The 26,523-nt window shown below is 36.5% G+C and carries 30 protein-coding genes and 4 pseudogenes; 26 read left to right on the top strand and 8 right to left on the bottom strand.

Features of this window, described 5'->3' with window-relative positions:
• Positions 1–138 precede the first annotated feature (138 nt).
• The 3 genes from Q5W13_RS10395 to rpmA all read left to right on the top strand — a co-directional run bounded on the left by Q5W13_RS10395 (position 139) and on the right by rpmA (position 1,776).
• Complete coding sequence (locus Q5W13_RS10395; RefSeq protein WP_155594999.1) at positions 139–603, top strand: DUF4199 domain-containing protein; 465 nt, start codon at positions 139–141, stop codon at positions 601–603.
• Between the two features lie 185 nt (positions 604–788).
• Positions 789–1,436 (top strand): 50S ribosomal protein L21, encoded by a 648-nt coding sequence (gene rplU / locus Q5W13_RS10400; RefSeq protein ID WP_304446244.1) that lies wholly within the window; start codon positions 789–791, stop codon positions 1,434–1,436.
• Positions 1,437–1,515: 79 nt separating this feature from the next.
• Positions 1,516–1,776 (top strand): 50S ribosomal protein L27, encoded by a 261-nt coding sequence (gene rpmA / locus Q5W13_RS10405; protein ID WP_155594997.1) that lies wholly within the window; start codon positions 1,516–1,518, stop codon positions 1,774–1,776.
• 281 nt (positions 1,777–2,057) lie between these two features.
• Here rpmA and ahcY read toward each other — a convergent pair.
• Positions 2,058–3,376: pseudogene (gene ahcY / locus Q5W13_RS10410) on the bottom strand (adenosylhomocysteinase).
• A gap of 82 nt (positions 3,377–3,458) precedes the next feature.
• Between ahcY and Q5W13_RS10415 the strand changes: the two are divergent.
• The 14 genes and pseudogenes from Q5W13_RS10415 (at position 3,459) to Q5W13_RS10475 (ending at position 12,437) form a co-directional block, all read left to right on the top strand.
• Complete coding sequence (locus Q5W13_RS10415) at positions 3,459–4,091, top strand: 4'-phosphopantetheinyl transferase family protein (RefSeq protein WP_304446245.1); 633 nt, start codon at positions 3,459–3,461, stop codon at positions 4,089–4,091.
• A gap of 66 nt (positions 4,092–4,157) precedes the next feature.
• Positions 4,158–4,418 carry a thiamine-binding protein gene (locus Q5W13_RS10420; protein ID WP_155594994.1) on the top strand — a complete coding sequence of 87 codons (261 nt, stop codon included), beginning with the start codon at positions 4,158–4,160 and terminating at the stop codon, positions 4,416–4,418.
• On the top strand, positions 4,402–5,040 hold the full coding sequence (pnuC, locus tag Q5W13_RS10425) for a nicotinamide riboside transporter PnuC (RefSeq protein WP_214612719.1): 639 nt from the start codon (positions 4,402–4,404) through the stop codon (positions 5,038–5,040). The genes Q5W13_RS10420 and pnuC overlap by 17 nt, the downstream gene beginning before the upstream one ends.
• Positions 4,995–5,561, top strand: coding sequence for an AAA family ATPase (locus tag Q5W13_RS10430; RefSeq protein ID WP_155594992.1), 567 nt, complete (start codon positions 4,995–4,997; stop codon positions 5,559–5,561). The genes pnuC and Q5W13_RS10430 overlap by 46 nt, the downstream gene beginning before the upstream one ends.
• Positions 5,558–6,913: pseudogene (locus tag Q5W13_RS10435) on the top strand (DUF4301 family protein); the annotation flags it as partial. The gene Q5W13_RS10430 and the pseudogene Q5W13_RS10435, both read left to right, overlap by 4 nt.
• Before the next feature lie 79 nt (positions 6,914–6,992).
• Positions 6,993–7,094 (top strand): DUF4301 family protein, encoded by a 102-nt coding sequence (locus Q5W13_RS24930; protein WP_368662522.1) that lies wholly within the window; start codon positions 6,993–6,995, stop codon positions 7,092–7,094.
• 230 nt (positions 7,095–7,324) lie between these two features.
• Positions 7,325–7,528 carry a hypothetical protein gene (locus Q5W13_RS10440; protein WP_304446246.1) on the top strand — a complete coding sequence of 68 codons (204 nt, stop codon included), beginning with the start codon at positions 7,325–7,327 and terminating at the stop codon, positions 7,526–7,528.
• Positions 7,529–7,998: 470 nt separating this feature from the next.
• Positions 7,999–8,316 (top strand): hypothetical protein, encoded by a 318-nt coding sequence (locus Q5W13_RS10445; RefSeq protein WP_214612717.1) that lies wholly within the window; start codon positions 7,999–8,001, stop codon positions 8,314–8,316.
• A 106-nt stretch (positions 8,317–8,422) separates the two neighbouring features.
• Entirely contained in the window at positions 8,423–8,971 is a 549-nt protein-coding gene (locus Q5W13_RS10450) for a hypothetical protein (RefSeq protein ID WP_304446247.1), read from the top strand.
• Between the two features lie 116 nt (positions 8,972–9,087).
• Positions 9,088–9,438, top strand: coding sequence for a DHCW motif cupin fold protein (locus Q5W13_RS10455; RefSeq protein WP_304446248.1), 351 nt, complete (start codon positions 9,088–9,090; stop codon positions 9,436–9,438).
• 356 nt (positions 9,439–9,794) lie between these two features.
• The gene (locus Q5W13_RS10460; protein ID WP_214612714.1) at positions 9,795–10,106 is read left to right on the top strand and encodes a hypothetical protein; all 312 of its coding nucleotides are present in this window, start codon (positions 9,795–9,797) and stop codon (positions 10,104–10,106) included.
• Between the two features lie 72 nt (positions 10,107–10,178).
• Positions 10,179–10,430 (top strand): hypothetical protein, encoded by a 252-nt coding sequence (locus tag Q5W13_RS10465; RefSeq protein WP_304446249.1) that lies wholly within the window; start codon positions 10,179–10,181, stop codon positions 10,428–10,430.
• 130 nt (positions 10,431–10,560) lie between these two features.
• A complete protein-coding gene (locus Q5W13_RS10470) occupies positions 10,561–10,752 on the top strand; it encodes a hypothetical protein (protein ID WP_304446250.1) in 192 nt (63 codons plus the stop codon).
• A 301-nt stretch (positions 10,753–11,053) separates the two neighbouring features.
• A pseudogene (locus Q5W13_RS10475) lies at positions 11,054–12,437 on the top strand (sigma-54-dependent transcriptional regulator).
• Here the strand turns inward: Q5W13_RS10475 and Q5W13_RS10480 are convergent.
• Both Q5W13_RS10480 and Q5W13_RS10485 read right to left on the bottom strand, forming a co-directional pair.
• A complete protein-coding gene (locus Q5W13_RS10480; RefSeq protein WP_304446251.1) occupies positions 12,412–13,194 on the bottom strand; it encodes a response regulator in 783 nt (260 codons plus the stop codon). The pseudogene Q5W13_RS10475 and the gene Q5W13_RS10480 overlap by 26 nt on opposite strands.
• Before the next feature lie 15 nt (positions 13,195–13,209).
• A complete protein-coding gene (locus Q5W13_RS10485; protein WP_304446252.1) occupies positions 13,210–14,943 on the bottom strand; it encodes a sensor histidine kinase in 1,734 nt (577 codons plus the stop codon).
• Between the two features lie 335 nt (positions 14,944–15,278).
• On the opposite strand from Q5W13_RS10485, the pseudogene Q5W13_RS10490 reads away from it, so the two are divergent.
• From Q5W13_RS10490 to Q5W13_RS10500, 3 genes and pseudogenes are all read left to right on the top strand, one after another.
• Positions 15,279–17,447, top strand: a pseudogene (locus tag Q5W13_RS10490) (TonB-dependent receptor).
• Positions 17,448–17,566: 119 nt separating this feature from the next.
• Complete coding sequence (locus tag Q5W13_RS10495) at positions 17,567–18,547, top strand: Gfo/Idh/MocA family protein (RefSeq protein ID WP_438364191.1); 981 nt, start codon at positions 17,567–17,569, stop codon at positions 18,545–18,547.
• A gap of 6 nt (positions 18,548–18,553) precedes the next feature.
• The gene (locus tag Q5W13_RS10500; RefSeq protein WP_304446254.1) at positions 18,554–19,213 is read left to right on the top strand and encodes a YqgE/AlgH family protein; all 660 of its coding nucleotides are present in this window, start codon (positions 18,554–18,556) and stop codon (positions 19,211–19,213) included.
• A gap of 7 nt (positions 19,214–19,220) precedes the next feature.
• On the opposite strand, the gene Q5W13_RS10505 is transcribed toward Q5W13_RS10500, so the two are convergent.
• Complete coding sequence (locus Q5W13_RS10505; protein ID WP_304446255.1) at positions 19,221–19,658, bottom strand: Rieske (2Fe-2S) protein; 438 nt, start codon at positions 19,656–19,658, stop codon at positions 19,221–19,223.
• A gap of 145 nt (positions 19,659–19,803) precedes the next feature.
• Here Q5W13_RS10505 and greA point away from each other — a divergent pair, with 145 nt between their 5' ends.
• Together greA and Q5W13_RS10515 are read left to right on the top strand one after the other, a co-directional pair.
• Positions 19,804–20,280 carry a transcription elongation factor GreA gene (greA, locus tag Q5W13_RS10510; protein ID WP_155594979.1) on the top strand — a complete coding sequence of 159 codons (477 nt, stop codon included), beginning with the start codon at positions 19,804–19,806 and terminating at the stop codon, positions 20,278–20,280.
• 13 nt (positions 20,281–20,293) lie between these two features.
• A complete protein-coding gene (locus tag Q5W13_RS10515; protein ID WP_304446256.1) occupies positions 20,294–20,683 on the top strand; it encodes an HIT family protein in 390 nt (129 codons plus the stop codon).
• Between the two features lie 6 nt (positions 20,684–20,689).
• Here Q5W13_RS10515 and Q5W13_RS10520 read toward each other — a convergent pair whose 3' ends face one another.
• Both Q5W13_RS10520 and Q5W13_RS10525 read right to left on the bottom strand, forming a co-directional pair.
• Complete coding sequence (locus Q5W13_RS10520) at positions 20,690–21,031, bottom strand: hypothetical protein (RefSeq protein ID WP_155594977.1); 342 nt, start codon at positions 21,029–21,031, stop codon at positions 20,690–20,692.
• A gap of 51 nt (positions 21,032–21,082) precedes the next feature.
• Positions 21,083–22,231 carry a sensor histidine kinase gene (locus tag Q5W13_RS10525; RefSeq protein ID WP_304446257.1) on the bottom strand — a complete coding sequence of 383 codons (1,149 nt, stop codon included), beginning with the start codon at positions 22,229–22,231 and terminating at the stop codon, positions 21,083–21,085.
• Between the two features lie 117 nt (positions 22,232–22,348).
• Here Q5W13_RS10525 and Q5W13_RS10530 point away from each other — a divergent pair, with 117 nt between their 5' ends.
• The 4 genes from Q5W13_RS10530 (at position 22,349) to aat (ending at position 25,268) form a co-directional block, all read left to right on the top strand.
• Positions 22,349–23,260 (top strand): flavin reductase family protein, encoded by a 912-nt coding sequence (locus tag Q5W13_RS10530; protein ID WP_304446258.1) that lies wholly within the window; start codon positions 22,349–22,351, stop codon positions 23,258–23,260.
• A gap of 90 nt (positions 23,261–23,350) precedes the next feature.
• Positions 23,351–24,019, top strand: coding sequence for a hypothetical protein (locus Q5W13_RS10535; protein ID WP_304446259.1), 669 nt, complete (start codon positions 23,351–23,353; stop codon positions 24,017–24,019).
• A gap of 101 nt (positions 24,020–24,120) precedes the next feature.
• Complete coding sequence (locus Q5W13_RS10540) at positions 24,121–24,498, top strand: DUF3127 domain-containing protein (protein WP_155594974.1); 378 nt, start codon at positions 24,121–24,123, stop codon at positions 24,496–24,498.
• A 95-nt stretch (positions 24,499–24,593) separates the two neighbouring features.
• A complete protein-coding gene (aat, locus tag Q5W13_RS10545) occupies positions 24,594–25,268 on the top strand; it encodes a leucyl/phenylalanyl-tRNA--protein transferase (RefSeq protein WP_304446260.1) in 675 nt (224 codons plus the stop codon).
• On the opposite strand, the gene Q5W13_RS10550 is transcribed toward aat, so the two are convergent.
• Together Q5W13_RS10550 and Q5W13_RS10555 are read right to left on the bottom strand one after the other, a co-directional pair.
• Entirely contained in the window at positions 25,242–25,928 is a 687-nt protein-coding gene (locus Q5W13_RS10550; RefSeq protein WP_304446261.1) for a DUF2490 domain-containing protein, read from the bottom strand. The genes aat and Q5W13_RS10550 overlap by 27 nt on opposite strands.
• Positions 25,909–26,496: a hypothetical protein gene (locus Q5W13_RS10555; protein WP_304446262.1), complete on the bottom strand. Its 588-nt coding sequence runs from the start codon at positions 26,494–26,496 to the stop codon at positions 25,909–25,911. The genes Q5W13_RS10550 and Q5W13_RS10555 overlap by 20 nt, the downstream gene beginning before the upstream one ends.
• Positions 26,497–26,523: the final 27 nt, after the last annotated feature.

Raw genomic sequence — 26,523 nt, forward strand, 5'->3', positions numbered from 1 at the left:
CCGAGCATTTAGGATTGTTACACGAATATATCTTTTTTGTAAGAAAAATTACTTCACATAGAATCCTTTAACAAGTTTTTGTAGTGTTGTTTTGAAAAATTTACTACTTTAAAGAATTGAACTTCAAAAACTTAGAAAATGAAACAATTCGCACAACCCATTCGATTCGGAATCGCTACTAGCGGTTGCTTAATTGCTTATTTTTTGATTCTCTCATTATTCAACTTGCATACCAATATTTTCTTTAGTCTATTTAATGGTGTTATTACTGCAGGAGGAATTTACGAGGCTATCAAGGCTTTTAAGTTAAAGGACCCAGATAGTTTTGATTACGGAAAAGGTTTTACCGCGGGACTTATAACTGGTTTTGTGGCAACCTTTACATTTACTATTTTCTTTGCATTGTACAGTACAGAAGTTAATATGTTGTTTCTAGAACAGCTTTCAACAGTCTGGTTTAAAGATTATAAAAGTTTTGAAGGTATTGTATTTTTTACTGTTGCCGTTATGGGTTTTGCAACAACGGTGGTGTTGACATTATCGTTCATGCAACTGTTTAAAACTAGCCGTAATCTAAAAAGAAAATTGGTCAACAATACGTGATAAATACTTGGAATAAAATGAAGTTAAAGCTGCAAAGATGATTTGCGGCTTTATTTTTGTCCTTTTTGCCTATAAAACGAGGGTAAAATTTATAAAAAACACTTGTGGGTTAACGATTTAGACGTATATTTGCATCCGCTAATTGAAAAAATTAGCGAAAACAATAAACTAATATATACACAATTATGTACGCAATCGTAGAGATGGCAGGGCAGCAATTTAAAGTTGCGAAAGACCAAAAAGTGTATGTTCACCGTTTACAAGCTGAAGAAGGAAAAAAGGTAACTTTTGACAATGTACTTCTTGTAGCAGACGGATCGAACATTACTGTAGGCGCCCCGGCTATAGACGGAGCCACTATTGAGGCAAAAGTCGTTAAACACCTAAGAGGTGACAAAGTTATCGTCTTCAAGAAAAAGAGACGTAAAGGGTACCAAGTTAAAAATGGTCACCGTCAAGCTTTGACCGAAATCGTAATCGAGAGTATCGTTGCGAAAGGTGGTAAGAAAGCTGCTGCTCCTAAGAAAGAGGAGAAGCCTGCTAAAAAGGAAGCTGCACCAAAAGCTGCTGCTCCTAAAAAATCTGGAAAAGCAGACGACTTGAAAAAAGTTGAAGGTATCGGACCAAAAATTGCCGAGACTTTAATCGCTGCAGGTATTTCTACATTTGCTGAATTGGCAAAAGTTGATGCTGCTAAGGTTTCTGAAATCATCGCAGATGTACGTGGTAACCACGTAACTGACACATGGCCTGCACAAGCTAAATTAGCTGCTGAAGGTAAATGGGATGAGTTGAAGAAATGGCAAGACGAATTAGACGGTGGTAAAGCATAATTGCTAACCCCTTAAAGTATAATCAATAACGTGCATCCTAAAGTTTTACTGACGGAAGCACTATTTAAAAACTAATATCATGGCACACAAAAAAGGTGTAGGTAGTTCTAAAAACGGTAGGGAATCGGAATCCAAACGTTTAGGCGTTAAGATTTTTGGTGGCCAAGCTGCTATTGCCGGAAATATCATCGTTAGACAACGTGGTACAAGACACAATCCAGGTGAGAATGTGTATGCCGGTAAAGATCATACATTACATGCCCGTGTAGACGGACTAGTAAAGTTTGAAAAGAAAGCAGGAGGGAAATCATTTGTTTCCATTGAGCCTTTTGAGGCTTAAGAAGTCTTTCTTTTATCGTATTAAAAAACCCTTTCCAATTTTTGGATAGGGTTTTTTGTGTTTGAATGTGAGATTTTTTTGAATGAGATGTAGTGCTGATCCACCTTGCAGAAATGTCTTAGATGTCTGTATTTCAATAATCATATATTAATATGCTGTCTTTTTACTGCGGAGTTCCAATTGCTTTTATTCTCCGGATGATGATTTTAGAAAACAAAAAAACCTCACATTACTGTAAGGGTTTTTAAGTTTAATCCATAAGCCTGAACTCAGTGAAAGGCCTAGTATCTGTAATACTCTGGCTTAAATGGGCCTTCTACAGTTACACCAATATATTCGGCTTGTTCCGGTTTAAGCTCAGTAAGCTCAGCACCTAAACGAGATAGGTGTAAAGCAGCTACTTTCTCATCTAAATGTTTTGGTAGCATGTATACTTCGTTTTTGTAATTAGCGCTGTTTTTCCAAAGCTCTATCTGTGCAAGAGTTTGGTTTGTAAAGGAATTACTCATTACAAAACTTGGGTGGCCTGTAGCACAACCAAGGTTCACTAAGCGACCTTCTGCCAATACAATAATATCTTTACCATCAATGGTATACTTGTCTACCTGTGGCTTAATTTCGTCTTTAGAGGCTCCGTGAGTGTTGTTCAACCAAGTCATATCGATCTCGTTATCAAAATGGCCAATGTTACAAACTATGACTTTATCTTTCATAGCTTTAAAATGCTCTGGGCGAATGATGTCTTTGTTACCTGTAGTGGTGATGATAATATCAGCTTTACCAACAACATTTTCCAATTTTTTAACTTCAAATCCGTCCATACATGCCTGAAGGGCACATATTGGGTCAATTTCAGTAACGGTAATAATTGAACCAGCACCTCTGAAAGAAGCAGCAGTTCCTTTACCAACATCACCGTAACCTGCAACTACAACTTTTTTACCTGCAAGCATGGTATCTGTAGCACGACGAATAGCATCAACTGCACTTTCGCGACATCCGTATTTATTATCGAATTTCGATTTAGTAACCGAATCATTTACATTAATAGCTGGCATAGGTAAAGTTCCCTTTTTCACACGCTCGTATAAACGGTGAACTCCAGTTGTAGTTTCTTCAGAAAGACCTTTAATAGCTTTTGCTAATTCAGGATAATCATCCAATACCATATTTGTAAGGTCACCACCATCATCCAAAATCATGTTTAACGGCTTGCGATCCTCTCCAAAGAACAAAGTTTGCTCAATACACCAGCTAAACTCTTCTTCGGTCATCCCTTTCCAAGCATAAACAGGTATGCCAGCAGCGGCAATTGCAGCAGCGGCATGATCTTGTGTAGAGAAAATGTTACAAGAACTCCAAGTAACATCGGCACCCAAAGCTACCAACGTTTCAATAAGAACAGCAGTTTGAATGGTCATGTGAAGACATCCGGCAATTCTAGAACCTTTTAAAGGTTGCTCTTTTCCATATTCTTCACGCAATGCCATAAGACCTTAAGCATTTCGGCTTCTGCAAGTTCTATTTCTTTCCTTCCATAATCCGCCAAAGAAATATCTTTTACCTTATAAGGTACATAAGAAACAGTTTTGGTATCCATATTCTTTTTTATTTTTTACTTTCGTTATATTAGCTAAACAGCTATTTGTGGTTGCAAAGTTAAGAAAAACGTATAGAACCATATGCCTCTTTATAAGATAGTAAAGGTTAATAAGGACACTAAAGTGTATATCTGGAAGGTTACTGAATCAGAACAGGAACTTTCTAAAGCTATAGACCTAACCCAATATTGCCAAAACCGAATGCTGGGTATGAAATCCGAGATGCACCGCAGGGGGTTCTTAAGTATCAGACATTTAATGGCAGAAGCTGGTTATGTTGATGCGGATCTACGTTATGATGAATTTGGAAAACCCCATTTAAAAGATGGTAATAAAATAAGCATTACCCATTCCAACCACTTTACAGGAATTATCGTTAGTACTAAGAATGAAGTAGGGATAGATGTTGAGATGCAAAGGGAAAAAATACTGCGAATTGCACACAAATTTACACCCATTGAAGAATACCGAACTATAGCCAATACCGAAGCATTAATACGAAAACTTACTATTGTTTGGGGCAGCAAAGAGGCACTTTATAAAATATATGCTCAGCAAGGGCTAAGTTTTATACATCATATTAATGTGAAGGATTTTACTTTTGATAGTGCGGCTACTACCGCCGATATTTTATACCACGGAGATTTATCTACTTATCAAATAAGATTTATGGAGTTTGAAGGTTTCACCTGTGTCTACGCTTTAAGGAGCTAAAATCTAGTATTTTAATAGTAAAGACTACAATCAATTTTATTTCTTTTTAATAAATAATCAAAGAAAATGAACATATCGGTAGAACTTACCTTTTCCCCTCTGCAGGACGATTTTGAGGAGCATATCATCAATTTTATAAAAAAGCTACGTGCTTCTGGTCTTACTGTTTTAGAGAACCCATTAAGTACACAAGTTTTTGGTGAGTATAATGAGGTAATGGATGTTCTCAAAAACGACATTAAAGAAGCTTTTGAACTAATGGATAAAGGTCTGTTGTTTATGAAAATAGTAAAGTCTGACCGAAGCCAGTATGAACCATTTTTTTGATTGGATATTTGCCCAATACCAGGGTACGCCCGTACATCTTGTAGTGTTGGAAATTATTGGGGTAGTCTTTGGCTTTCTTAGTGTTTGGTTCTCAAAAAAAGAAAACATATTAGTTTTCCCTACCGGAATAATTAGCACGGCAATTTTTGTTTATATCCTTTTGGTCTTTGGTCTTTTAGGTGATATGCTAATAAACGCGTATTACTTTTCTATGAGTATATATGGTTGGTACATTTGGACGCGTAAAATAGATGCTACCCATTTTATACCCATTACACGGACGACGAACAGCGAGAAGAAATGGTCTGTTCTGTTATTCGTTCTCACCGTCGTGCTGGTATGTTTAATTTATCTGTATTTTGATAAATTCAATAATTGGACAGCATACGTAGATACTATAACCACTGCTATTTTCTTTGTAGGCATGTGGCTTATGGCAAAAAAGAAATTAGAAAACTGGGTGTATTGGATTATAGGTGACGTCATTAGCGTCCCCCTTTATTGGTACAAAGGCCTTATATTTACCTCCCTGCAATATTTCTTGTTTACAATTGTTGCAGTTTACGGTTATCTCGCATGGAAAAAAAGTTTGAACAAGAGCCCTCAGACGTTATTAAAGTAGTATTGTTTGGTCCTGAATCTACGGGTAAAACAACGCTCTCTGATCAGTTAGCACGGCATTACAATACGGTTTGGGTTGCTGAGTATGCAAGAGAGTACTTGCAGGATAAGTGGAACAACGAACGCAAGACTTGCGAACCTAAAGACCTTTTGCCAATTGCAGAAGGACAGATGAGGCTTGAAAACGAACTAGCAAAAAAGGCAACTAATGTTCTTATTTGTGACACGGATTTGCTTGAGACCAAAGTATATTCCGAAGCGTATTATCTTGGGTATTGTGATCCAGCTTTGGAGAAGCACGCGTTAAATAATCATTATGATTTATATTTCCTTACTTATATAGATGTGCCGTGGGTGGGCGATGATTTAAGAGATAAGCCGCAAGAACGCGAACGAATGTTTGCCTATTTTAAAGAAACCCTCGAAAAATATAATAGGAAATTTGTTATATTAACCGGTAATAAACAAGAACGCTTAACTGCAGCTGTAGAACATATAGATAACTTATTGAAGATTAAATGACACTAACAGAAAAGGATTTGGCCTTACTGGCTAAAAAAGGAATTTCAGAAAAAAAGGTACACGATCAAATAGAAACTTTTAAAGAAGGTATTCCGTTTGTGCAATTAGAAAAGGCTGCTACGGTAGGTGAAGGTCTTTCAAAATTTACTGATGCTGAAGAAAAAGGATTGATACAGAAGTTTAATGCTTCGCAAAGTAACTTGTCTTTATTGAAGTTCGTTCCTGCATCGGGAGCTGCATCCCGTATGTTTAAGGCTTTGTTCAATTTCTTGGATGCCTACAATCCGGCTAATGAAACACTTGAAAGTTATTTTGAACGTACAAATGACAAAGCCCTAAAAGAGTTTTCTGAAGGGATGACCAACTTTGCTTTCTACGATTTGGTAAAGCAACGTATTGCTGGCAAAACTTCTTCAAAAGATGAAGAGGTTTATCTTTTTGTAAAAGAGATGATGTCAGAAGATGCTTTAAACTATGGCTTTTTTCCAAAGGGTTTATTGCCCTTCCATAATTATGGTGATCATACAGCTACACCTTTTGAAGAGCATTTGACCGAAGCATCAGTATATGCAAAAACCGGCGATACCGCAGAATTGCATTTTACCATTAGTGAACAGCATGGTGATATGTTTAATAAGGAATTCAATGATGTAAGCGAACGTGTGTCTGCAGCCACCAATACTTCTTTTAAAGTAAGCTATTCCAATCAAAAGCCATCTTCAGATACTATTGCTGTAGATATGCAGAATGAACCTTTTAGAAATAGTGACGGTTCTGTTTTATTTAGACCGGGTGGCCACGGTGCTTTGATAGAGAACCTGAACGAGCAAGATGCAGATATTATCTTTATAAAGAATATAGATAATGTTACGGTACCAAAATTTGCTACAGAAGTTGCAGATAGTAAGAAGGTATTGGCAGGTGTTCTAATAACTGCTCAGGAAAAAGCATTTGCTTATGCTAAGAGCTTGGACAATGATGAGTTAACATCAAATCAGTTAGATGAAATTAAGAGCTTCTTAGAGAATGATCTTAATGTTCGTTTCTCGGATAGTTTCTCTGGTTTTAGCATTGGCGAGCAGATTGAAATATTGAAAGATAAAATCAATAGACCAATACGCATATGTGGTATGGTCAAGAATGAAGGTGAGCCTTATGGTGGTCCGTTTTGGATTAACGACAGAAAAGGTAATATATCACTTCAGATTATAGAGTCGGCTCAAATAGATATGGATAAGAGCCAGCAGGCTAGTATTCTCAAGAATTCTACGCACTTTAACCCTGTAGATTTGGTTTGCGCTGTTAAGAATTATAAAGGAGAAAAGTATAACCTTATGAACTTTGTAGATGTTAAGCAAGGTTTCATTACTGGGAAGACAAAAGAAGGTAGAGAGTTAAAAGCATTAGAGCTTGGGTTTGTGGAACGGTGCTATGGCTTTTTGGAATACCATTTTTGTAGAAGTACCTTCTTCTACATTCAACCCCGTTAAGACTGTAAACGATCTATTACGACCTGCACATCAAGTAAAGTAAGTAGGTGTACTGGTAACTCAATTTAATAATTACCCAAAAAGTGTGTATTTTTTACACACTTTTTTTTGTTTTTACACACCTGTATACATGTTTATGTAAGTGTTGTTTTAAATTAAAACATTGATAATCAATATATTAATGTGTTTCTGAGGGATGCTAGGCTTGTTGGCATCATTTTCTCTCTATACTAATCGATTATCAAAACAAATAATAATTTTAAAACACACAAAATGAAAAATTTAATGTTTGCTGCAGTATTGTCTTTAGGTACAATGACTGCTTTTGCTCAAGAAGAAGAAACTGTAGTTGCAGAAGAAGTAGTAACTGAAGTAGTTGAAGCTCAAGATGCTTATGCTGAAGTTGCTGTTGAAGAAGTTCCTGCTGCTATCTCTGAAGCTCTAGAGGCTGCTCACTATAGGTGCAACTATCTCTAAAGCTTACTTAAGCGAAGAAGCTGAGTACAAATTAGAAGTTGCTAAAGAAGACGGTGAAACTGCTGAATTATATGCAGACGCTGAAGGTAACTGGATTGAAAAATAAGATTATCCTTATTTAACTATATAGTTAAAAAAGTTAGTAGAAAAGTCCCGTCTTCATATGAAGACGGGACTTTTTGTTTTACGCTAGTTCTATTCAATAGGATAAGGGTTCAGTTTTAATAGAGATTGATAAGTTATATAAGATTTTAATTAGGGTAATTGCGATTGTATAGGCTTGTTTGGTTGCCTTTTGGCTATTCGTGTATATTTTACACAAGTTATATCAACAAATACACACTATTACACACTTTAAATAAGTGAAAATATTATTAAATATCTGATTATCAATTATTTGAGTATTATTTTGGTTTTTGGTATCATTATTTCTTTACAGTAATCAGAATATTAATGTAAAGTACACGATTATGAAAAAAATATTTATCACAGCAATTTTTGCAATAGGAAGTCTTTCGGCTTTTGCTCAGGAAGAAGTAACAGTTATTGAAACAACTGAGGCTACAGAAGCAACAGAGGTAGTAGCTACACAAGATGATTTTTCTGAAGTATCATCAGAAGAGTTACCTGAAGCAGTAACTGCTGCAGTTTCTAAAAACTATCCTACTGCATCTATAGATAAAGCATACACAAACGAAGCAAATCAGTTCAAACTAGAAGTATCTCTAGAAGATGGTACTGCTGGTACTTTGTATGCTGACGAAAATGGTAACTGGATTGAAATGTAAATAACTTGAGTTATTTGTTTTGTATCAAGTTGGTTTGGTCAGAAAGGGGTTGCATTTGCAGCCCCTTTCTATATTTAAAAAAGTTTGTTAACTAAATATTTTAGAAATGAAAATACTTGTTGGAATTCTTTGCTTTACGATAATATATGGGTGTGGTTGCTCAGATGATGAAACTATCAACTATAATCTTAATGAGTTTGAATCATCTGCGATGAGCACAATAGCTCAAGATAACATTCAGTTTATTAACGACGAACAAGAAATTCAAACTGCTAAAGTTACTGTCAAAATAACTGAAAATCAAAGCCTTAATTCTTCGGATGATGATAGCTGCATCGTTGTGTTGGCTGAAAGTCAGGAAAATGAGTTGATATTTGAAGATTTAGGGAGAACGTTTACTACTATAATAGAAAAAAGGGATGAAAATAAATCTCACATCATTGTTGCTGATGGTCCTGGGTTTTATGGGATAGATAGTCTAAATACTGAAAATTTAGAAGAAGCACTTGCGGATTTCAGCTCGGATGGATATGAATTTAATAATGTTTTTGTATTAAACTCTGGAAGTCATTCTGGATTTATAATTTACTCACCTTTAATTGGAATCCAATTTATTAAAAATGATGACGGTAGTTATTTAAAGCGAATGGAGTAAAATCAAAACCAAAAGATTTAACTACGTGTAAGGTGAAAAGGAAGTGCTAGTTTATTCTCGTACTGTTTATTGCTAAAACATTAACTAACTAACCGGAAAAGTAAATCCTAAGATATATGGCAACAGAAAATATTCCTTTCCAAACAATAGACTGGACTAAAATTTCGAAAACGGAACATGTTGGCGAAACAGGAATGGCATACTGGCAAACAACTCAATATAATGGATTGCGTATTCGGATGGTTGAGTATTCTAAGGATTACTTTGCAGACCATTGGTGCGAAAAAGGTCATATCGTTCAATGTTTAGAAGGTACTTTTGAGAGCGAGCTTAAAAGTGGAGAGACAATAACTTTGACTAAAGGAATGACTTATGTTGTTTCAGATGGTCTAAGCGCTCATCGTTCAATTTCTAAAGAAGGAGTAAAACTATTAATCATTGATGGCGACTTCTTAAGGCAAAATTGAAATACAACAGAACCTATTTAAATAAAACCTTCCGGCGAATATATTCGACCGGATTTTTTGTGTTCTAGGCATAAGGTTCCTTTTTATAACAGTAATTACTTGAAAGTTATAGTAACCTTAGTTTTGAAAGTGAAAAGCTAAGGTTCTTCTAAAAAATATGTGCAAATTATGTACTGTGTATACTGTGGAATTATTACTCAAAGGAAACAGAATTTTACAATAATACACACTTTTAAAAATCGACCAAAAATATAATGTATTGTTTATCAGTTAATTAAATGTTTTTATGAATAATGGTATCATATTTTCTATGAACTAAGGGAAATCAATTAGTAATAAACTTAATACACTATATCATGAAAAAATTATTTATCACGTCTGTATTCGCATTAGGAAGTTTAACTGCATTCGCTCAAGAAGAACAAGCTACCGAAGCTGTTGAAACGGCTACTGAAGCTGTAGCACAAGAGCAAGATGCTTTTGCTGAGGTTGCATTGGAAGAAGTTCCGGAAGCAGTAACTACAATGGTTGCAACTAACTACCCAGGTGCTACTATTAATGCAGCACACAAAAATGAAGCTAACCAGTACAAATTGGAAGTTTCTTTAGAAGATGGTACTTCAGGTGCACTTATCGTTGACGAAGAAGGAAACGCTATTGAGCAGTAAGAATTAGCTTAAAAATCCCCAAAGACAAAGCATTTTACCATTAATTATACACATATATAAAAATAGAACATTATGAAAAAATTATTTATCACGTCTGTATTCGCATTAGGAAGTTTAACTGCATTCGCTCAAGAAGAGCAAGCTACCGAAGCTGTTGAAACGGCTACTGAAGCTGTAGCACAAGAGCAAGATGCTTTTGCTGAGGTTGCGTTGGAAGAAGTTCCGGAAGCAGTAACTACAATGGTTGCAACTAACTACCAGGTGCTACTATTAATGCAGCACACAAAAATGAAGCTAACCAGTACAAATTGGAAGTTTCTTTAGAAGATGGTACTTCAGGTGCGCTTATCGTTGACGAAGAAGGAAACGCTATAGAGCAGTAAGAATAAGTTTATAAGTTCCCCCAAATACTATTATTGCCATTAATTATATACACATATAAAAATAAAATATTATGAAAAAATTATTTATCACGTCTGTATTCGCATTAGGAAGTTTAACTGCATTCGCTCAAGAAGAGCAAGCTACCGAAGCTGTTGAAACGGCTACTGAAGCTGTAGCACAAGAGCAAGATGCTTTTGCTGAGGTTGCATTGGAAGAAGTTCCAGAAGCAGTAACTACAATGGTTGCAACTAACTACCTATAGGTGCTACTATTAATGCAGCACACAAAAATGAAGCTAACCAATACAAATTGGAAGTTTCTTTAGAAGATGGTACTTCAGGTGCACTTATCGTTGACGAAGAAGGAAACGCTATAGAGCAGTAAGAAAAGCTAAATTGTAGGAAGAAATTCCTAACCAATTTTAAGAAAGGAACCGTGATATAACGGTTCCTTTTTTGCGTTTTGGTCTTTTTCTAAAAGTATCTTTTATGATAAAATTAGAAGAGAAAGAGCTTTCTTGTGCTATTTTTACGTAGATAGATACAGAACATTAGAATGCTTTTATGCCAAACCTTTTAATCATTGAAGATGATGCCGCATTTTGTCAGATGCTCCAAAAGTTTTTGACAAAACACGGTTACGAAGTAGAGACCAGCTTCACTGCCCCAGATGCCAAATCAAAATTTGGAAAAACTAATTTCGATTTGATATTGACCGACTTGCGTTTGCCCGATTATGACGGAATACAATTGTTATCCGATATAAAAGAGGTAAGCCCAAAAACTCAAGTAGTCGTAATGACGGGTTATGCAGAGGTGGGCACGGCTGTAAATGCTATGAAAAAAGGTGCATTCGACTATATTTCAAAGCCTTTTACTCCAGATGAAATTGTAATGATTTTAGATAATGCCTTAAAGGTAGAGGCAAATTCAACCCAAGTTGCTACTTCTGTAGTACAGGAGACAAAGGAAAACTCAAAACAAAAAAGTACAACTCCAGTTGCTGAAAAAGTGGACCTAAAGTCCATTGTTAAAGGCGTTAGTGATGCTTCTAAAAAATTGGAGGATTATATAAAACTGGTAGCCCCTACAAATATGTCGGTCTTAATAACTGGCGAAAGTGGTACGGGTAAGGAAGTGACAGCTAAGGCTATTCATGATAATAGTAAAAGAAAAGACTTCAATTTTATAGCGGTAGACTGTGGTGCGATACCTAAAGAATTGGCTACAAGTGAGTTTTTTGGTCATATAAAAGGGAGTTTTACAGGTGCCGTAGAAGATAAAATAGGAAATTTTGAAGCCGCTAATAAAGGTACTTTGTTCTTGGACGAGGTGGGCAATCTGTCTTACGAGAATCAAATACAATTGCTTCGTGCACTTCAAGAGCGAAAAATAAAACGTGTAGGTAGTACCAAAGAGATTGATGTTGATTTACGTATCATCACCGCTACTAACGAGGATTTAACAGAAGCTGTTGAAAAAGGAACTTTTAGGGAAGACCTTTTTCATAGGTTAAATGAGTTTTCCATTCAAATTCCTTCTTTAGAAGAGCGATTTGAAGATTTAATGTTATTTGCAGAGAATTTTTTGAATAAGGCGAACAGCAGTTTAGATAAGAATGTAGACGGTTTCTCGCCAGAAGTTTGGGAGGCTTTTCAAGAGTACCATTGGTATGAGTAACCTTAGAGAATTACAGAATGTTATTAAGCGCGCTGTGCTATTGACCAGTGGTGATGAGGTTCAAATGGATGCTTTGCCGCGAGAGGTGCTTCAGCCTAAAGAAAGAGAAGCTACAGTAGAGAATTTTTCAAAATCAGAATTCGAAAAAGACCGCATAATAAAAGCTTTAAAAAAGACCAATTTCAATAAATCGAAAGCGGCCAAATTACTTCAGGTTACTAGAAAGACCCTTTATAATAAAATCAACCATTATAATCTGGATTTATAGCCAAGCGTTCTTCTAGTTCCGCTACCAGTTCTTTAACACTGTGTTTCAGAACTACAAAGGAACTTGCGAGGATATCTTGGTCAAGATTTTCTGGTGTGCCCAGCTCCATTCTTTCTAAAATGGTCACACAATTCTCAACTTTTAGCTGTCTGAACATAGGTAGCATACGGTGTGCTACATGGTTTACTTGTTGGTAATCCTTTGCTGTAACCGTTTCTTCAAGAAGTTTCATGTTGGTTTCTGTGTCGCTTAAAAAAGTACCTAATACATCTTGAATGGCATCTTCGTTCTTTCCTAAAAAGGAATGTATAATATCTAGATTATACAATTTTGGCTCTTGTTCCGGAATTTTTATTTCTTCTTCTTTCGGTTCTTGTTTTTGGGTAGCTATACCTAGTAATTTTAAGGTAGCTATGAGTTCACCTCTTGTAAAAGGTTTTTGTAAAACTTGAGAAAAACCAACCCCTATGTAGGCCTCTGGGCCCAAATCTCTTCTTCCCGTCATGGCTACTATTGGTTGGTTCAAGTAATGTTTGTATGCACCAGATTGCAACTTTTTAAGGACTTCAAAACCGGTTACCTGTGGCATTTGAATATCCGTTAGAACAATGTCATAAGCCAAATGCGAGTCTTTCTCTATAGAAAGAAAATTGGTAAAAGTATGGGCCGTAATGCCCATACTTTCCGCTAGCTCACGTAACATATGCAATAAAGCGGTATCGTCGTCTATAATCAGCATTCGTAGTTTTGGGGCCATATAAGGCATTTCCTCCTATGGTTTTTCAACGGCATCGGTAATTTCTAGGGGTAATTGCAAGGTAAAAGTACTTCCGGCACCCAATTTACTTTCAAGAGTCAACTTCCCCTTAAGAAGTTCCGCCAACTTTTTGGATATGGTGAGACCCAATCCGTGCCCACCGAATTTTTTTTCGGTAGTTTTTTCGGCCTGTGTAAATTCTCTGAATATTAGATGCTGTTTGTCCTTGGCAATACCAATACCTGTATCCGCTACTTGAATTCGCGCAGTTATAGCTTTATCCTTTCCTTTTTCTGCGGTTGCAGTAATTCTTATTGATCCATCTTCAGTAAACTTAAAGGCATTGCCCATAAGATTAGTAATTATCTGCCTAATTCTAAAAGGGTCTCCCAAGACTGTTTGTTGTAACTGTGGCGCTATTTCCAGAATGAGTTTTAACCCCTTGTTGGCATGAATAGCTTGGAGGTTCTCAGCAGTTTCTTGAATAAGATGCGCTGGAATAAAGGGTACTTTTTCGATTTTGAGTTTGCCGGCTTCTAGCTTGGAAAAATCCATTAGGTCGTTCACTAGATTACCCACGTATTCCGAAGCGGATTTTACATTCTTAATATAACCGCTTTGTTTCTTTGATAACTCCGTGCTTTCTAGTAGTTCGGAATAGCCACTAATAGTATTAAGAGGAGTTCGAAGATCATGACTTACGGTTGAAATGAGTTGCTCGCGACTTTTTAAAATTGATTCCGAAAATTTCTTTTCTTTCTCCAATCGCACTCGGTATGTCTGTACTTTCCAGTAATCCTTGGTAATCAAGAAAGAAAATATCCCAACGATTAAAAAGCCGAGTAATGCAGCTATTCCTGCAATTCGCGTTGTTCTTTTTAAAGTTTCCCTTTTTACAATACTGGTATTGTAACTACTAGATATAATCTCTTTTTCAAACGCAGCAATGATATTTTGAAGTTGGCGAGACAATTCTAGATCATTACGGTTTACCTCAATTTCTTTTTGTGCCAATGAACGCTGTGATCTATAATCCGCTAATTTTGCTTTTCTCAGGATAGATTTTGAAACGTTCAATATAGAATCTACATAGGCTGCATTCTTGACGGTATTGTCTGATTCCGGTACGTTTTTACTAATAAGTACGGCATATTCTCGCAGGGACTTCTGTACTTTAGGTGACAGTTGGTCAAAATTGGTGAATAGGTTTTCTGCAGAAAACTTACCAAAAGATTCTTCTATTTTTTCAAATTCTTTAAGGGCTTGGTCTAGTGAGTGTGCTGAATTGTTTTTGACCTTCAGGCTGCGTAATTCATTGTTGTTGTTAACTTTTTGACCCAATAATATTTGAAGGCTATCCAATAAGCTTTTCTGCTCTTCACCTAACATCAGCTGTTTTAACGTGTCAATTTCCACCTGAATAGAATCAATTTTAAGGGCATATCCATCAAAATTTATTTTCTCGTTGCTTTGCAATGCTAATTTTGATAGACTTTCTGCCTCATAAAGATTGGTCATCAATGAGCTTGTGCGTAGCAGCTTTTCATCGTTTACATCAGAAGCTTCGGTAGAAATATAGGTCTGTATTTCTGTATATACAAAATAGCCAACACTTGTTGCCAATAGAGCCAAAATAAGGTAGCTAGTGACAATTTTTAAGGTGAACTTGTTTTTTGATTTTTTGGAAGCGTTTACCATGTTCTTTTTTTGCACAAAAAGTGTTTCTAAAAATACGGATATAAAGCTCATAGGGTTTATAAATAAGCGTTAATTGTTTGACTCATATATCTCAAAGACCGCCTGTAGTAGGTCTTTTGGTTGAATTAGTTATGAAATGTGAAAGCCTAGACCTATATTTGCCGAATCTCAAAGGGGTGCGAACTCTTGTTATTGTGGTTAAGCGGAGTAATGTTTAAACTAAATACAAGATAAGCTGAGATCATACCCAATGAACCTGGGCGGGTAATGCTGCCAAGGGATAGTGATTTTTCACTTCTTGGAATTTTTATGTCTGTCCGCAATCGGGCAAAATTCAATTTAAAAATAAGAATAACGCCCCTTTTATTCGTAGCTAACGTATACGAATGAAGTACTTTGTAATGTTTTTGGTTTGTTTAGGAATTACCGGCCAAATATCCGCTCAAGAAAAGGAAATTGATTCCGTTACCGGAAAAAAAATAAACCTAGATGAGGTTTTTGTTTCGGCTATTAGGGTCAATAAAACAACTCCTGTAACTTTTTCAAACCTTAAAAAAGAAGAATTTGCCTCTCGTAATTTAGGTCAGGATATTCCAATTCTTATGAATTTTTTGCCATAAGGTGTAGTAACTACCTCAGATGCTGGCGCAGGTGTTGGTTATACTGGTATTCGTGTGCGTGGTAGTGATAATACACGTGTAAATGTGACCATTAATGGTATTCCTTATAACGATTCTGAATCTCATGGTACCTTTTGGGTGAATATGCCGGATTTTGCTTCATCTACGGAAAGCTTGCAATTACAGCGTGGTGTGGGTACTTCTACAAATGGCTCGGGAGCTTTTGGTGCTAGTCTTAATTTATTAACGGATGCTGTTGCGGATGAAGCTTTTGCTCAGATTTCATCTTCTGTAGGTAGTTTTAAAACACTTCGTAACAATATTAAATTTAGTACAGGACTATTAAATGACCATATTGAAATTTCAGGGCGATTGTCTAGAATAACTTCAGATGGTTATGTAGATAGGGCTTCCTCAGATTTGGATTCCTACTTTTTACAAGCAGCCTATACGGATGATAAAACACAATTTAAAGCCTTGCTTTTTGGTGGTCATGAAGTTACTTATCAATCTTGGAACGGTATTGATGGTACAACTTTAATAGAAGATAGAACCTATAATTCTGCAGGGGCCTATACTGATGAAAATGGTGTAGACCAATTTTATGACAATGAAGTTGATAATTACAAGCAGAACCATGCGCAGTTTCTTTGGAACCAACAACTATCTGATAGCTGGAGTACTAATGTAGCATTTCATTTTACAAAAGGAAGTGGGTATTTTGAACAGTATAAGGAAGATGAGGATTTTGCCGATTACGGTTTTCAGCCTATTATAGTGAACACGGATTCTATAAATACAACAGATTTAATACGTCGTCGTTGGTTGGATAACAAGTTCTATGGAGCTGTATTTTCTGCTAATTATACCAAAAATCGTTTAGATGTTATCTTAGGTGGAGGTTGGAATTCCTATCAAGGTGATCACTTTGGCGAGATCATTTGGGCCCGCTACGCAACTGATAGTCAGATTCGTGACAAGTATTATGAAGATGATTCTAATAAAACGGATTTCAATTTTTACACTAAAGCAAATTACGGCCTAAACGATAAATGGAGTCTCTTTGGAGATCTTCAATACAGAAGAGTAGGATATTTGGCAAATGGAGAAGAAACAGGACTTGTAGATGAAACGTTTCACTTTTTTAATCCTAAAGCAGGTGTGGTGTTTGATTTGAATGCAAATAATAACTTCTATTTCAGTTATGCCGTTGCCAATAGAGAGCCTAATAGAAACGATTATGAGAGTGGTAGCCCAAAACCAGAAAAATTAAATGATTTTGAATTGGGTTGGCGTTATGTTTCCAATGCTTTTCAGTTGAATGCCAATGCCTATTATATGAGATATAGAGACCAATTGGTCTTAACTGGTGGTCTCAATGATGTTGGTGCTCCGTTAAGGGCAAACGTTGGAGATAGTTACCGTGCCGGTATTGAGTTGGATGCTAATATCTTTCTAGGTGAAAAATGGCAAATACAACCTAATATTGCTATCAGTTCTAATAAGAATTTAGAATTCTTTTTTGAAAGAGACGGGGTGCTTCAGGACTTAGGGAATACTAATATTGCATATTCTCCAAATGTGGTAATAGGTAACCGTTTGGCTTTTTCGCCAGTTAAGAATTTTCAAATATCTGCATTGTCTAAATATGTGGGTGAGCAGTATATGGGTAATATAGATTCAGAAAATTCTGTGTTGGATGCCTATTCACAAACGGATTTAAATATACAGTACGTCCTTAATTTTAAATCAGTTATTAAGAGCATCACTTTATCTGGTTTAGTAAATAACATTTTTGATGAGGATGTTGTTTCCAATGGTTATTTCTATACGTATGATGATGACTCTTCTGGTTCGGTTCAAACTTTTGAGGGAGCTGGTTACTATCCACAAGCAGGAACCAATTTTCTCTTAGGAGCAACGGTTCGGTTTTAATGATTTATTCGAATTGGATTGCATTAAAAACTTGTTGAATTAGTTTCATCGGGCTTCGCAAGCTGTTCTTAAATCCGTTATTTTTACTACGGATTCAAAGTAATGGCTATATGGATGAAATGATGAGTAAAACTAAAATTCGCTGGGGTATTTTAGGTTGTGGTAATGTAACTGAAAATAAAAGCGGGCCTGCGTATCAAAAAACAGACGGTTTTGAAGTAGTGGCCGTAATGCGCCGTGATGCCAACAAAGCAGCTGACTATGCTAAAAGGCACGGCGTGTCCAAATACTATTTAGATGCCGATGCACTTATAAATGATGATGAGGTAGACGCGGTTTATATAGCCACACCTCCCGACAGTCATAAACTATATGCTCTAAAAGTTGCCGCAGCGGGTAAGCCTTGTTGTATTGAAAAACCAATGGCTCCAAGCTATGCGGATAGTCTTGAAATCCAAAAAGCTTTTGAACTAAAGAAATTGCCGCTATTTGTTGCTTATTATCGCCGTTCTTTGCCTCGTTTTTTAAAGGTAAAGGAATGGTTAGATACTAATGAAATAGGAGAAGTGCGCCATATTAGATGGTTTTTAGGTAAGCCACCTAACGATATAGATTTGAGTGGAGAGTACAACTGGCGTACGGATGCTAAAGTGGCTCCTGCAGGTTATTTTGATGATTTGGCTAGTCACGGACTAGACCTCTTCGCATATTTATTGGGCGATTTTAAAAGTGTATCCGGTACGGCGCTAAAGCAACAAGGATTATACTCTGCTAAAGATGCCATTACGGGACATTGGCTTCATGAAAATGGAACTACAGGTTCAGGTACATGGAATTTTGGCACTCACCAAAGAGAAGATTTAGTTGAAATTTACGGTAGTGAAGGTAAAATCAGTTTCGCCGTTTTTGAAGAGGCCGATGTTGTATTAGCTAATGCAAAAGGTGAAGAAAAGCTGTTCATTGAACACCCTGAACATGTGCAAAAATTCCATGTAGAAAACTTGAAAAAGGATTTATTAGGGAAACAAACTCATCCGTCAACTGGAAAAACGGCAGTGCATACCAGTTGGGTAATGGATAGCATTTTGGGTAATTTATAAGTTAAGATGAAAAAAATTCCTGCTTTTGGTAGCAAGCTCCGCAAGAATATTGTTGCTGTACCTGAGATTATTGACGAATGCTCTGGTATTCGTGTTTTTGGTCAATTGCTAAAGTCTTTCCTCTTTAGCACAGATGTTGCCATTATTCGGAATACGAATGCAAATGCCATTATTGCCGTATATCCGTTTACGCCACAGCCCACCATTTCCAACGCATTGATTTTGGCGGCAGATAAACCTATTTTCTGCGGAGTAGGAGGGGGAATTACCACAGGTAACCGGTCGGTTGAATTAGCAGTTCATGCAGATTTTCAAGGAGCGTTGGGTGTAGTGCTTAACAAACCGGCGCCTAATGACCTTATAAGGCAGTTAAAGGATAGAATAGACATTCCTGTCACCATTACCATAGTCTCGGAAAAAGACGATATAAAGGGGCGGATAAAGGCCGGGATAGATATTTTTAATGTTTCTGGAGCTGGTAAAACTACAGACATCATAAAGCGCATTCGCGATATTGATGATGAAGTGGCAATAATAGCTACAGGAGGAAAAACAGATGAATCTATTTTAGCAGCAATAGAAGCTGGCGCAAATGCCATTTCCTATACGCCACCAAGCACGGGAGAATTATTTAAAGTAATTATGGATAGGTATCGTAACGAATAACCTTAGTTTAATTCGTAATCAAAACTATGTTACCACTTTGTGTAGCACGGTATTCTAGCATGTCGTAATATCTCTCCCCATCATCTGGGCGGTTCAGTAATTGTCCGGTAAAAAGGCTGTACTCATAGTCTTCACAAGAACAAGTAACGTTCTGCCCTTGTAAGGTCATTGTAGAGCATTCATTAGGCACGTGATTTGGACAACTTGCTTCAAACGCTCGGAATTGATCAAAACTTGATTTGATTACATATACACCCCTATTACCTATGCCGGAATTGTCTATATATACCACACTGCCTAGATTAGTTAGGCCGCTATAGAGGGGCAAGTTAAGATTCATATCAAACCGAAATCCAAGTTCCTGTATGTAAGGATTACGAACTACACCATCATTACTGCACGATAAAAGTAATAGGAAAAGAAGAATGCTCCAAAAATGCTTCATACGGGTATTATCATTTAAAATACGTCCAACAAAAGTGATCAAAAATTATGTATATTTGCGTTAAATCCTCTCTAAAAATAGTCGGTTATATATCGACTTATGTAGAGGATTTTCTTATTTTACAGGATTATTAAACGAGTATAACATGAGTAACGTATCTTACTATACAAAAGAAGGATTACAAAAATTAAGGGAAGAACTCAATCAATTAAAAGATATTGAGAGACCAAAAGCTTCTCAGGCTATAGGCGAAGCTAGAGATAAAGGTGATTTATCTGAAAATGCCGAGTATGATGCTGCTAAAGAAGCACAGGGTCTATTGGAAATGAAAATTTCAAAGATGGAAGAAACCCTGTCTAATGCCCGCCTTATAGATGAGTCGCAACTAGACACGTCTAAAGTTTTGGTGTTGTCAACCGTAAAGTTGAAGAACCAAAATAATGGTATGGAAATGAAGTATACGTTGGTCGCTGAAAGTGAGGCTGATATTAAAACAGGAAAAATATCTGTTAATTCTCCTATTGGTAGAGGTCTGCTTGGTAAAAAAGTAGGCGAAACTGCAGAGATAACGGTTCCAAACGGTACTTTAAAATTTGAAATCTTAGAGATTACAAGAGCTTAAAAAAAAATTAGTTATGGCCTCCATCTTCACAAAAATCATAAATGGCGAAATTCCTTGTTATAAAATAGCGGAAGACGAGAATTATTTTGCTTTTTTGGACATCAACCCAAATGCTAAGGGGCACACCTTGTGTATTCCTAAAAAAGAGGTTGATAAGATTATGGATCTAGATAAAGATTTATATATGGGTCTTATGGCTTTTTCACGTAAAATAGGAAAAGCTATAGAGGCTTCTATTGATTGTAAGAGGGTAGGTATGACCGTTATTGGTTTAGAAGTGCCTCACGTACATGTACATCTTATTCCGCTTACGAATATGCAGGATGCGACTTTTCAAAATAAGGTTTCACTTTCTGAAGAAGAATTTAAGGAGACGGCTGCTAAGATTATAGCCGCACTGTAATAGTCTTTATTGCAGTAAGAAATAAACACCAGCAGCCACTACAGCCACTAACAAAAGAGTAAGAATCCAGAATAAAGAGGTAAATGTTACCGTACTTCTTTCTGGCACCACCATTTTTTGGTAGTATTTAAAGCTTCGTTCAATATCGTCAGTCCAGCTTACGGGATAGATATCAGTTCCACATTTGTTGCAGACAATTTTAGAAGTAACTTCATTGGTAATGGAGTTGAAAAGTTTGCCTTGCTTGTGCTTTTGATAAAATGAAAGCTTTAAATCTTGACTAAAACATTCCGGACAGTTGTTTGTCAGGTCCGCCTCTTTTATAATCACTAACTTTTCATTTGCCATTTTACTGCGTATCAAAAATATAAAATTATACTATCCTCTTAATTGAACCTTCTAACTTAGTGTCTTTAAAGTAAGTTGCATAACTGTACCCTGTTTATTCGACGAAAGTACTTTTATTTTCCCCTTATGGTACTCTTCAACGATTCTTTTGACCAATGAAAGACCTAACCCCCAGCCTCTTTTTTTGCTAGTTACCCCTGGATTAAAAATGGCTTGGAAGTTACTTTTTGGTATTCCATGACCTGTATCCGAAACTTGAATGTGAACCTGTTTGCCTTCATTTATGATTTTAATATGAATGCTTCCTTTGCCTTTCATAGCATCAATACCATTTTTTACGAGATTTTCAATAGTCCAGTTAAAAAGGGTGTGATTGAGCATCACTGGAATTTCTTCTTCATCTGAAGTAAAAGAGAATTCTATAAGTTTAGAGCTTCGCAATTTAAGGTATTCATAGGCATCTTTAGTCTCTTTGACAATATCATAAGTGTCTAATTTGGGTAACGACCCAATTTTGGAGAATCGTTCGGTAATAGTTTCAAGCCTAGTAATGTCTTTTGCTATCTCTTTGGTGATTTCTGGGTTGATATTTTCCGTTTTCAAAAGTTCGTTCCATCCTAACAAAGAAGAAAGAGGCGTGCCAATTTGGTGAGCCGTTTCTTTGGCCATACCTGCCCATACTTTGTTCTGCTCCGAGGCTTTGTTGGTTTTGAAAAAGAAGAAAATTACAGCAGCGAACAGAAATATAATAAGCAGAAGGGCTATGGGGTAATACTTTAGCTTGTTCAAGACCTCAGAGTTGCCGTAATATAAGGTGGCCAAGTGCTCTCCTTGTTGGTCAATGGAAATGGGAATGTTTTCACTTTGAAATTTTAATATCTGTTTTTGTACATAAACGGAATCTATACTTTTTTCCTTGTCTATATTATTGGTCTTGACGGATCCATCTTTATTCACCAAGATCATTGGAGTAGAGGTGTTATTCTGAAAAACTTTAAGGTGAAGGTTTCCTAGATCTGTATCTTCTGAAGACTGTTGGAATTCTGATTGTGCCGTGGCCCAGATTTCCATTTTTAGACGTTCTTCTTCTTTAAATTTTTTAAAAAAACTATTGGTGTTTAGCAAGATGAGACTCACAATAGCAAACGATGCAATGAGTAAAGTAAGATTGGAAGACCTGTTCTTAGGATTAAAATTCATCCGAATAAATAGCTTTTAGAATCCGTTCGTGCCTGAGTTTCATTATAGGAAGAACTCATCAAAGATAACGTAAATATGAAGAAATTATAGCATACCCGGTTTACGGGCGTGTTTTTAATGCATTCAATTTTCTTACCTTTATCCTATGGCAAAAGAAATGATTTCAATACTTATGGGGCGGTTTCTACCGCACAATTACACGGTTACCTTTTAGGAGCTGTAGGTCCAAGACCAATTGCATTTGCGAGCACCGTGGATGAAAAAGGCCATCCCAATTTATCTCCTTTTAGTTTTTTTAATGTGTTTAGTGCCAACCCGCCAATTCTAATATTTTCTCCAGCACGCAGAGTGCGTGATAATACTACCAAGCATACCTTGCAAAATGTTTTGCTGACTATGGAAGTGGTCATAAATATTGTTAATTATAAGATGGTACAGCAGATGTCACTTTCTAGTACGGAATATGGAAAGGACGTAAATGAGTTTGAGAAATCTGGATTAACGATGCTACCTTCGGATATAGTAAAACCTTTTAGAGTTGCAGAGTCTCCGGTACAATTTGAATGTAAAGCAACCAAGGTTGAAGCATTAGGCCGTGAAGGTGGAGCGGGCAATTTAATTTTTGCAGAAGTAGTCAAAGTTCATGTAGATCCAGACGTTTTGGATGAGAGTGGAGTTATTGACCAACGTAAGATAGATCAAGTAGCCCGTATGGGAGGTAATTGGTATAGTAGGGCCAACTTAGGCTTGTTTGAAGTGCCTAAACCTTTATCTTCTTTGGGTATTGGTATTGATCAGATTCCTGAGCATATAAGGTTAAGTAAAGTTTTGACCGGTAATGATTTGGGTATGTTGGGTAATGTGGAAGAAATTCCAGGCCACAAAGCTGTAGAAGAATTTGTTTCATCAAATGTAGACATACGATCTATTATTAGCGGAGGTGATAGAGAGTCTTTAGAGTTGAAAGCAAAAGAGCTTTTACAACAAAATGATGTACTGTCTGCTTGGAAGGTATTATTGGCGGAGTAAAACTACTGGAAAACCAGTATTTTAGTAGGGTTTAGGTAATTGGGAGCTGTTCTAGTTAAAACTAGAATAAACTAAAAACCTACACACCTTATGAGAGTTTATATACTTACGTTTATTATTTTTTCTTTGTCCGTCCAGCATCTGTTTTCTCAAGGTGATGACGAAAATAAAAGCTCTGATAACAATTCGTATCTTACTTTTAGTCCACTTTCTTTATTAGATATGTATTCGCCCAGGTTACGTGTGGGTTATATTCAACACTTAGGCGGGCATTGGAAACTAGGTCTTGACTTGGGTGCAGGTGGGGGAACAGGTCTGTTTTCACAGAGAGAGTCTGAAGATGGTTCGCTCTTTGAGGTACGTCCGGAAATATACTATAGATTAGGAAAAGGTTCCAGAACGCCTAAGTATATCTCTGCCGAATTTTTTTACATTGATGAATCAATAACATTGTTGAACGATGGATACCAAAGAAAAGACGGGGTGGATTTTCTTTATGACAAGGTCGATTTTAATCGACAGAAATACGGAATGCATTTAAAGTTTGGGCTGTTCTTAAATTTAGGTAGCCGATTGGGGTTCTATTTTTACGGAGGTCTCGGTTTCCGGTTTAAAGATGTGACGTTCGGTAATTTGGTAAATGCTCGAGAGGGAATCGTGGAGCGTCCAAGACATGGATTTACGACTATTTACGAAAAAGAGGAGAGTAATTTCAGGCCTAACCCTACTTTGGGAGTAAAGTTTTATTATAAACTATAGCTAATAACCTTTAATAACTTCTGCTTATTTTTCTAGGTGATTTATAGTATAAAAAGTAATTTTATCCCTATAAATAATTAGTGCACATATAATTCATAATCATGGAAGTTCAAGGAAAAGTAAAGATGGTAGGAGAAACCCAAACGTTTGGTAACAATGGGTTCAGAAAGCGCGAGATTGTATTAACTACAGATGAGCAGTATCCGCAGCATATAATGGTAGAGTTCGTACAGGATAAAACGGACTTATTAAATAACTTTAAAGTTGGTCAGGATGTAAAAGTAAGCATCAACTTAAGAGGTAGAGAATGGACAAACCCACAAGGTGAGGTGAAGTATTTTAACTCTATCCAGGGTTGGAGAATTGAAGGTGTACAGGCTGAGCAAAGTGCAGCGGGAATGCCTCCTGTGCCACCAGCAGAAGCTTTTCAGCCAGCTGATAATCTTAACGAAGAAGATCACGACGATTTGCCTTTCTAAGCTTGTAATCGACTGATGAAAACTTGAGAAGCCCCGTAGGTATACATGCCTAACGGGGCTTTTCTTATTTTTGAAATATATTAAAACAGAAAGTGGTGAATCGCGAACAAGAAAATTCATTAATTGTTTTATCTGACGCATTGGTATTTCCTTCCGTAGAGAATGCTAATTACGAAGGTCTTTTGGCGGCAGGTGGTGATTTATCTGTAGAGCGTTTGCTGTTGGCTTATAAAAGCGGAATATTTCCTTGGTTTAATGATGATGCCTTAATTTTATGGTGGAGCCCCAATCCGCGAATGGTTTTATATCCACATAAAATAAAAGTGTCCAAAAGCATGCGTAAAGTACTACGCGATGGTCGTTTTCGATTAACAAAAAACACTTGTTTTGAGGCGGTAATTGATGCCTGTTCCAGTATAGAAAGAGAAGGTCAAGATGGCACTTGGATTACCCAAAAAATGAAAAATGCCTATTTGCTAATGCATGAAAATGGGTTTGCAACATCTTATGAAGTTTGGGAAAATGACGTACTCGTAGGTGGACTTTACGGTATTGACCTTGGGACCATTTTTTGTGGTGAAAGTATGTTCAGTACCGTAAGTAATTCTTCTAAATTCGCCTTCATTAAGTTGGCGCAAGAGTTGGAAGGTAAGGACTATAAACTTATCGATTGCCAAATACATACGGACCATCTTGAGAGTCTAGGTGCAGAAGAAATACCACGTAGTGAATTCATTACAATATTACAGGCTGAAAATAAGGGAGGTTAGTAAAAAGAAAATATGTTCTGTGGTCTGGGTGTAATTTTCTGCACGGTACTCTGCGCCAACCTCTAACTTGGTTTCTCTGTTCAGTAACCACCCCAAGTGTGATGTAAGTCGCTGGTCATATATCGGTTTCTCACTTTTGGCAATACTTAACAGGCTTTCTGTAGAGGCTGAAAAATAGGGCTCTCCAATGTCAAGTTTTTCTCCTTTTAAAGGGACTTCAATAGATAAACGATATCGGAACCGATGAGTGGTTGATGAAGGACTTATACGCTGCTCTGCCCTAAAACGGTTTCCTAGGATTAAGTTTTCATAAACTCGCGAAAGTTTATATTGCTCGGTTATTCGTAGTTCATTTTCTCCGTTATCATCAAAAGTATCTCTAAAACGGTATTGTAGACCAAGCGCTAAACTTTGTTCAAAACCGATTTTCACTGTCGAAAAATGCGAAATATCAAGTTGTTTTACGCGATAAAGAAAATCATCTTCGTAAATATAAGCACGCTGGGCAGTCTTAAAATTATGTGAGTAATTGGCGCTAACCTTGTAATTCAATGAAATATCTGGCTGAAAATAGCCTATTGTATTTTCTTGGCAGAAACCAAAACTGCTCAAAAGAAGACCAAAAATGAGGAGGGCCGTTCTAGTAAAGTACGTGGTCATAGTTTGGAGGTAAAGACTTTTTGATCAGTTCAAATTTGCCGTCGGCATCAAAGAGTATTTCAAATTCTTCAAAGCCTTTATCATTCTTTCCGTCAATAATAAACTCATATTTAATAGAAGGTAGCATTAAATTTTGAAAAGCATTTTTTAAGGTTTTATCTACATCTACACCATCAGAAAGATACTGTTGTTGAATTTTTCGTACCCTGTATTTTTTAAAATTGTTTTCTAAATACGTCGTTATCTTGGCATAGGCATCGTTAGGTATGTCTAGTGACTTAATCACAATTTCAATGTCTTCAAGTTTTCCTTCTGGGTTAAACTCTATACTGTACTTTAAGCGGTCTTTTTTGAATTTTGCTTCGTAACTAATTTTGTTACCATCAATTTCCTTGTAAAAGCGTATGCGCTTGGCGTTAACAAGCTTCTGATGTATGAAAAGAAGTGCATTTTCTGGAAATTGAGATTTTCTGATACGGTGTTCACGCTCGTCCTTTATTTGAGCAAAAGCCGTGCCTGTGATGAAGACAGTAAATAAGATGAAAAAAGAAACAGATTTTAAATTCATACACTTAAATTTCTAAAATAATTAGCT

This window comes from Zobellia laminariae (assembly GCF_030553095.1).
In the GTDB taxonomy this organism is placed as follows: Bacteria; Bacteroidota; Bacteroidia; order Flavobacteriales; family Flavobacteriaceae; genus Zobellia; species Zobellia laminariae.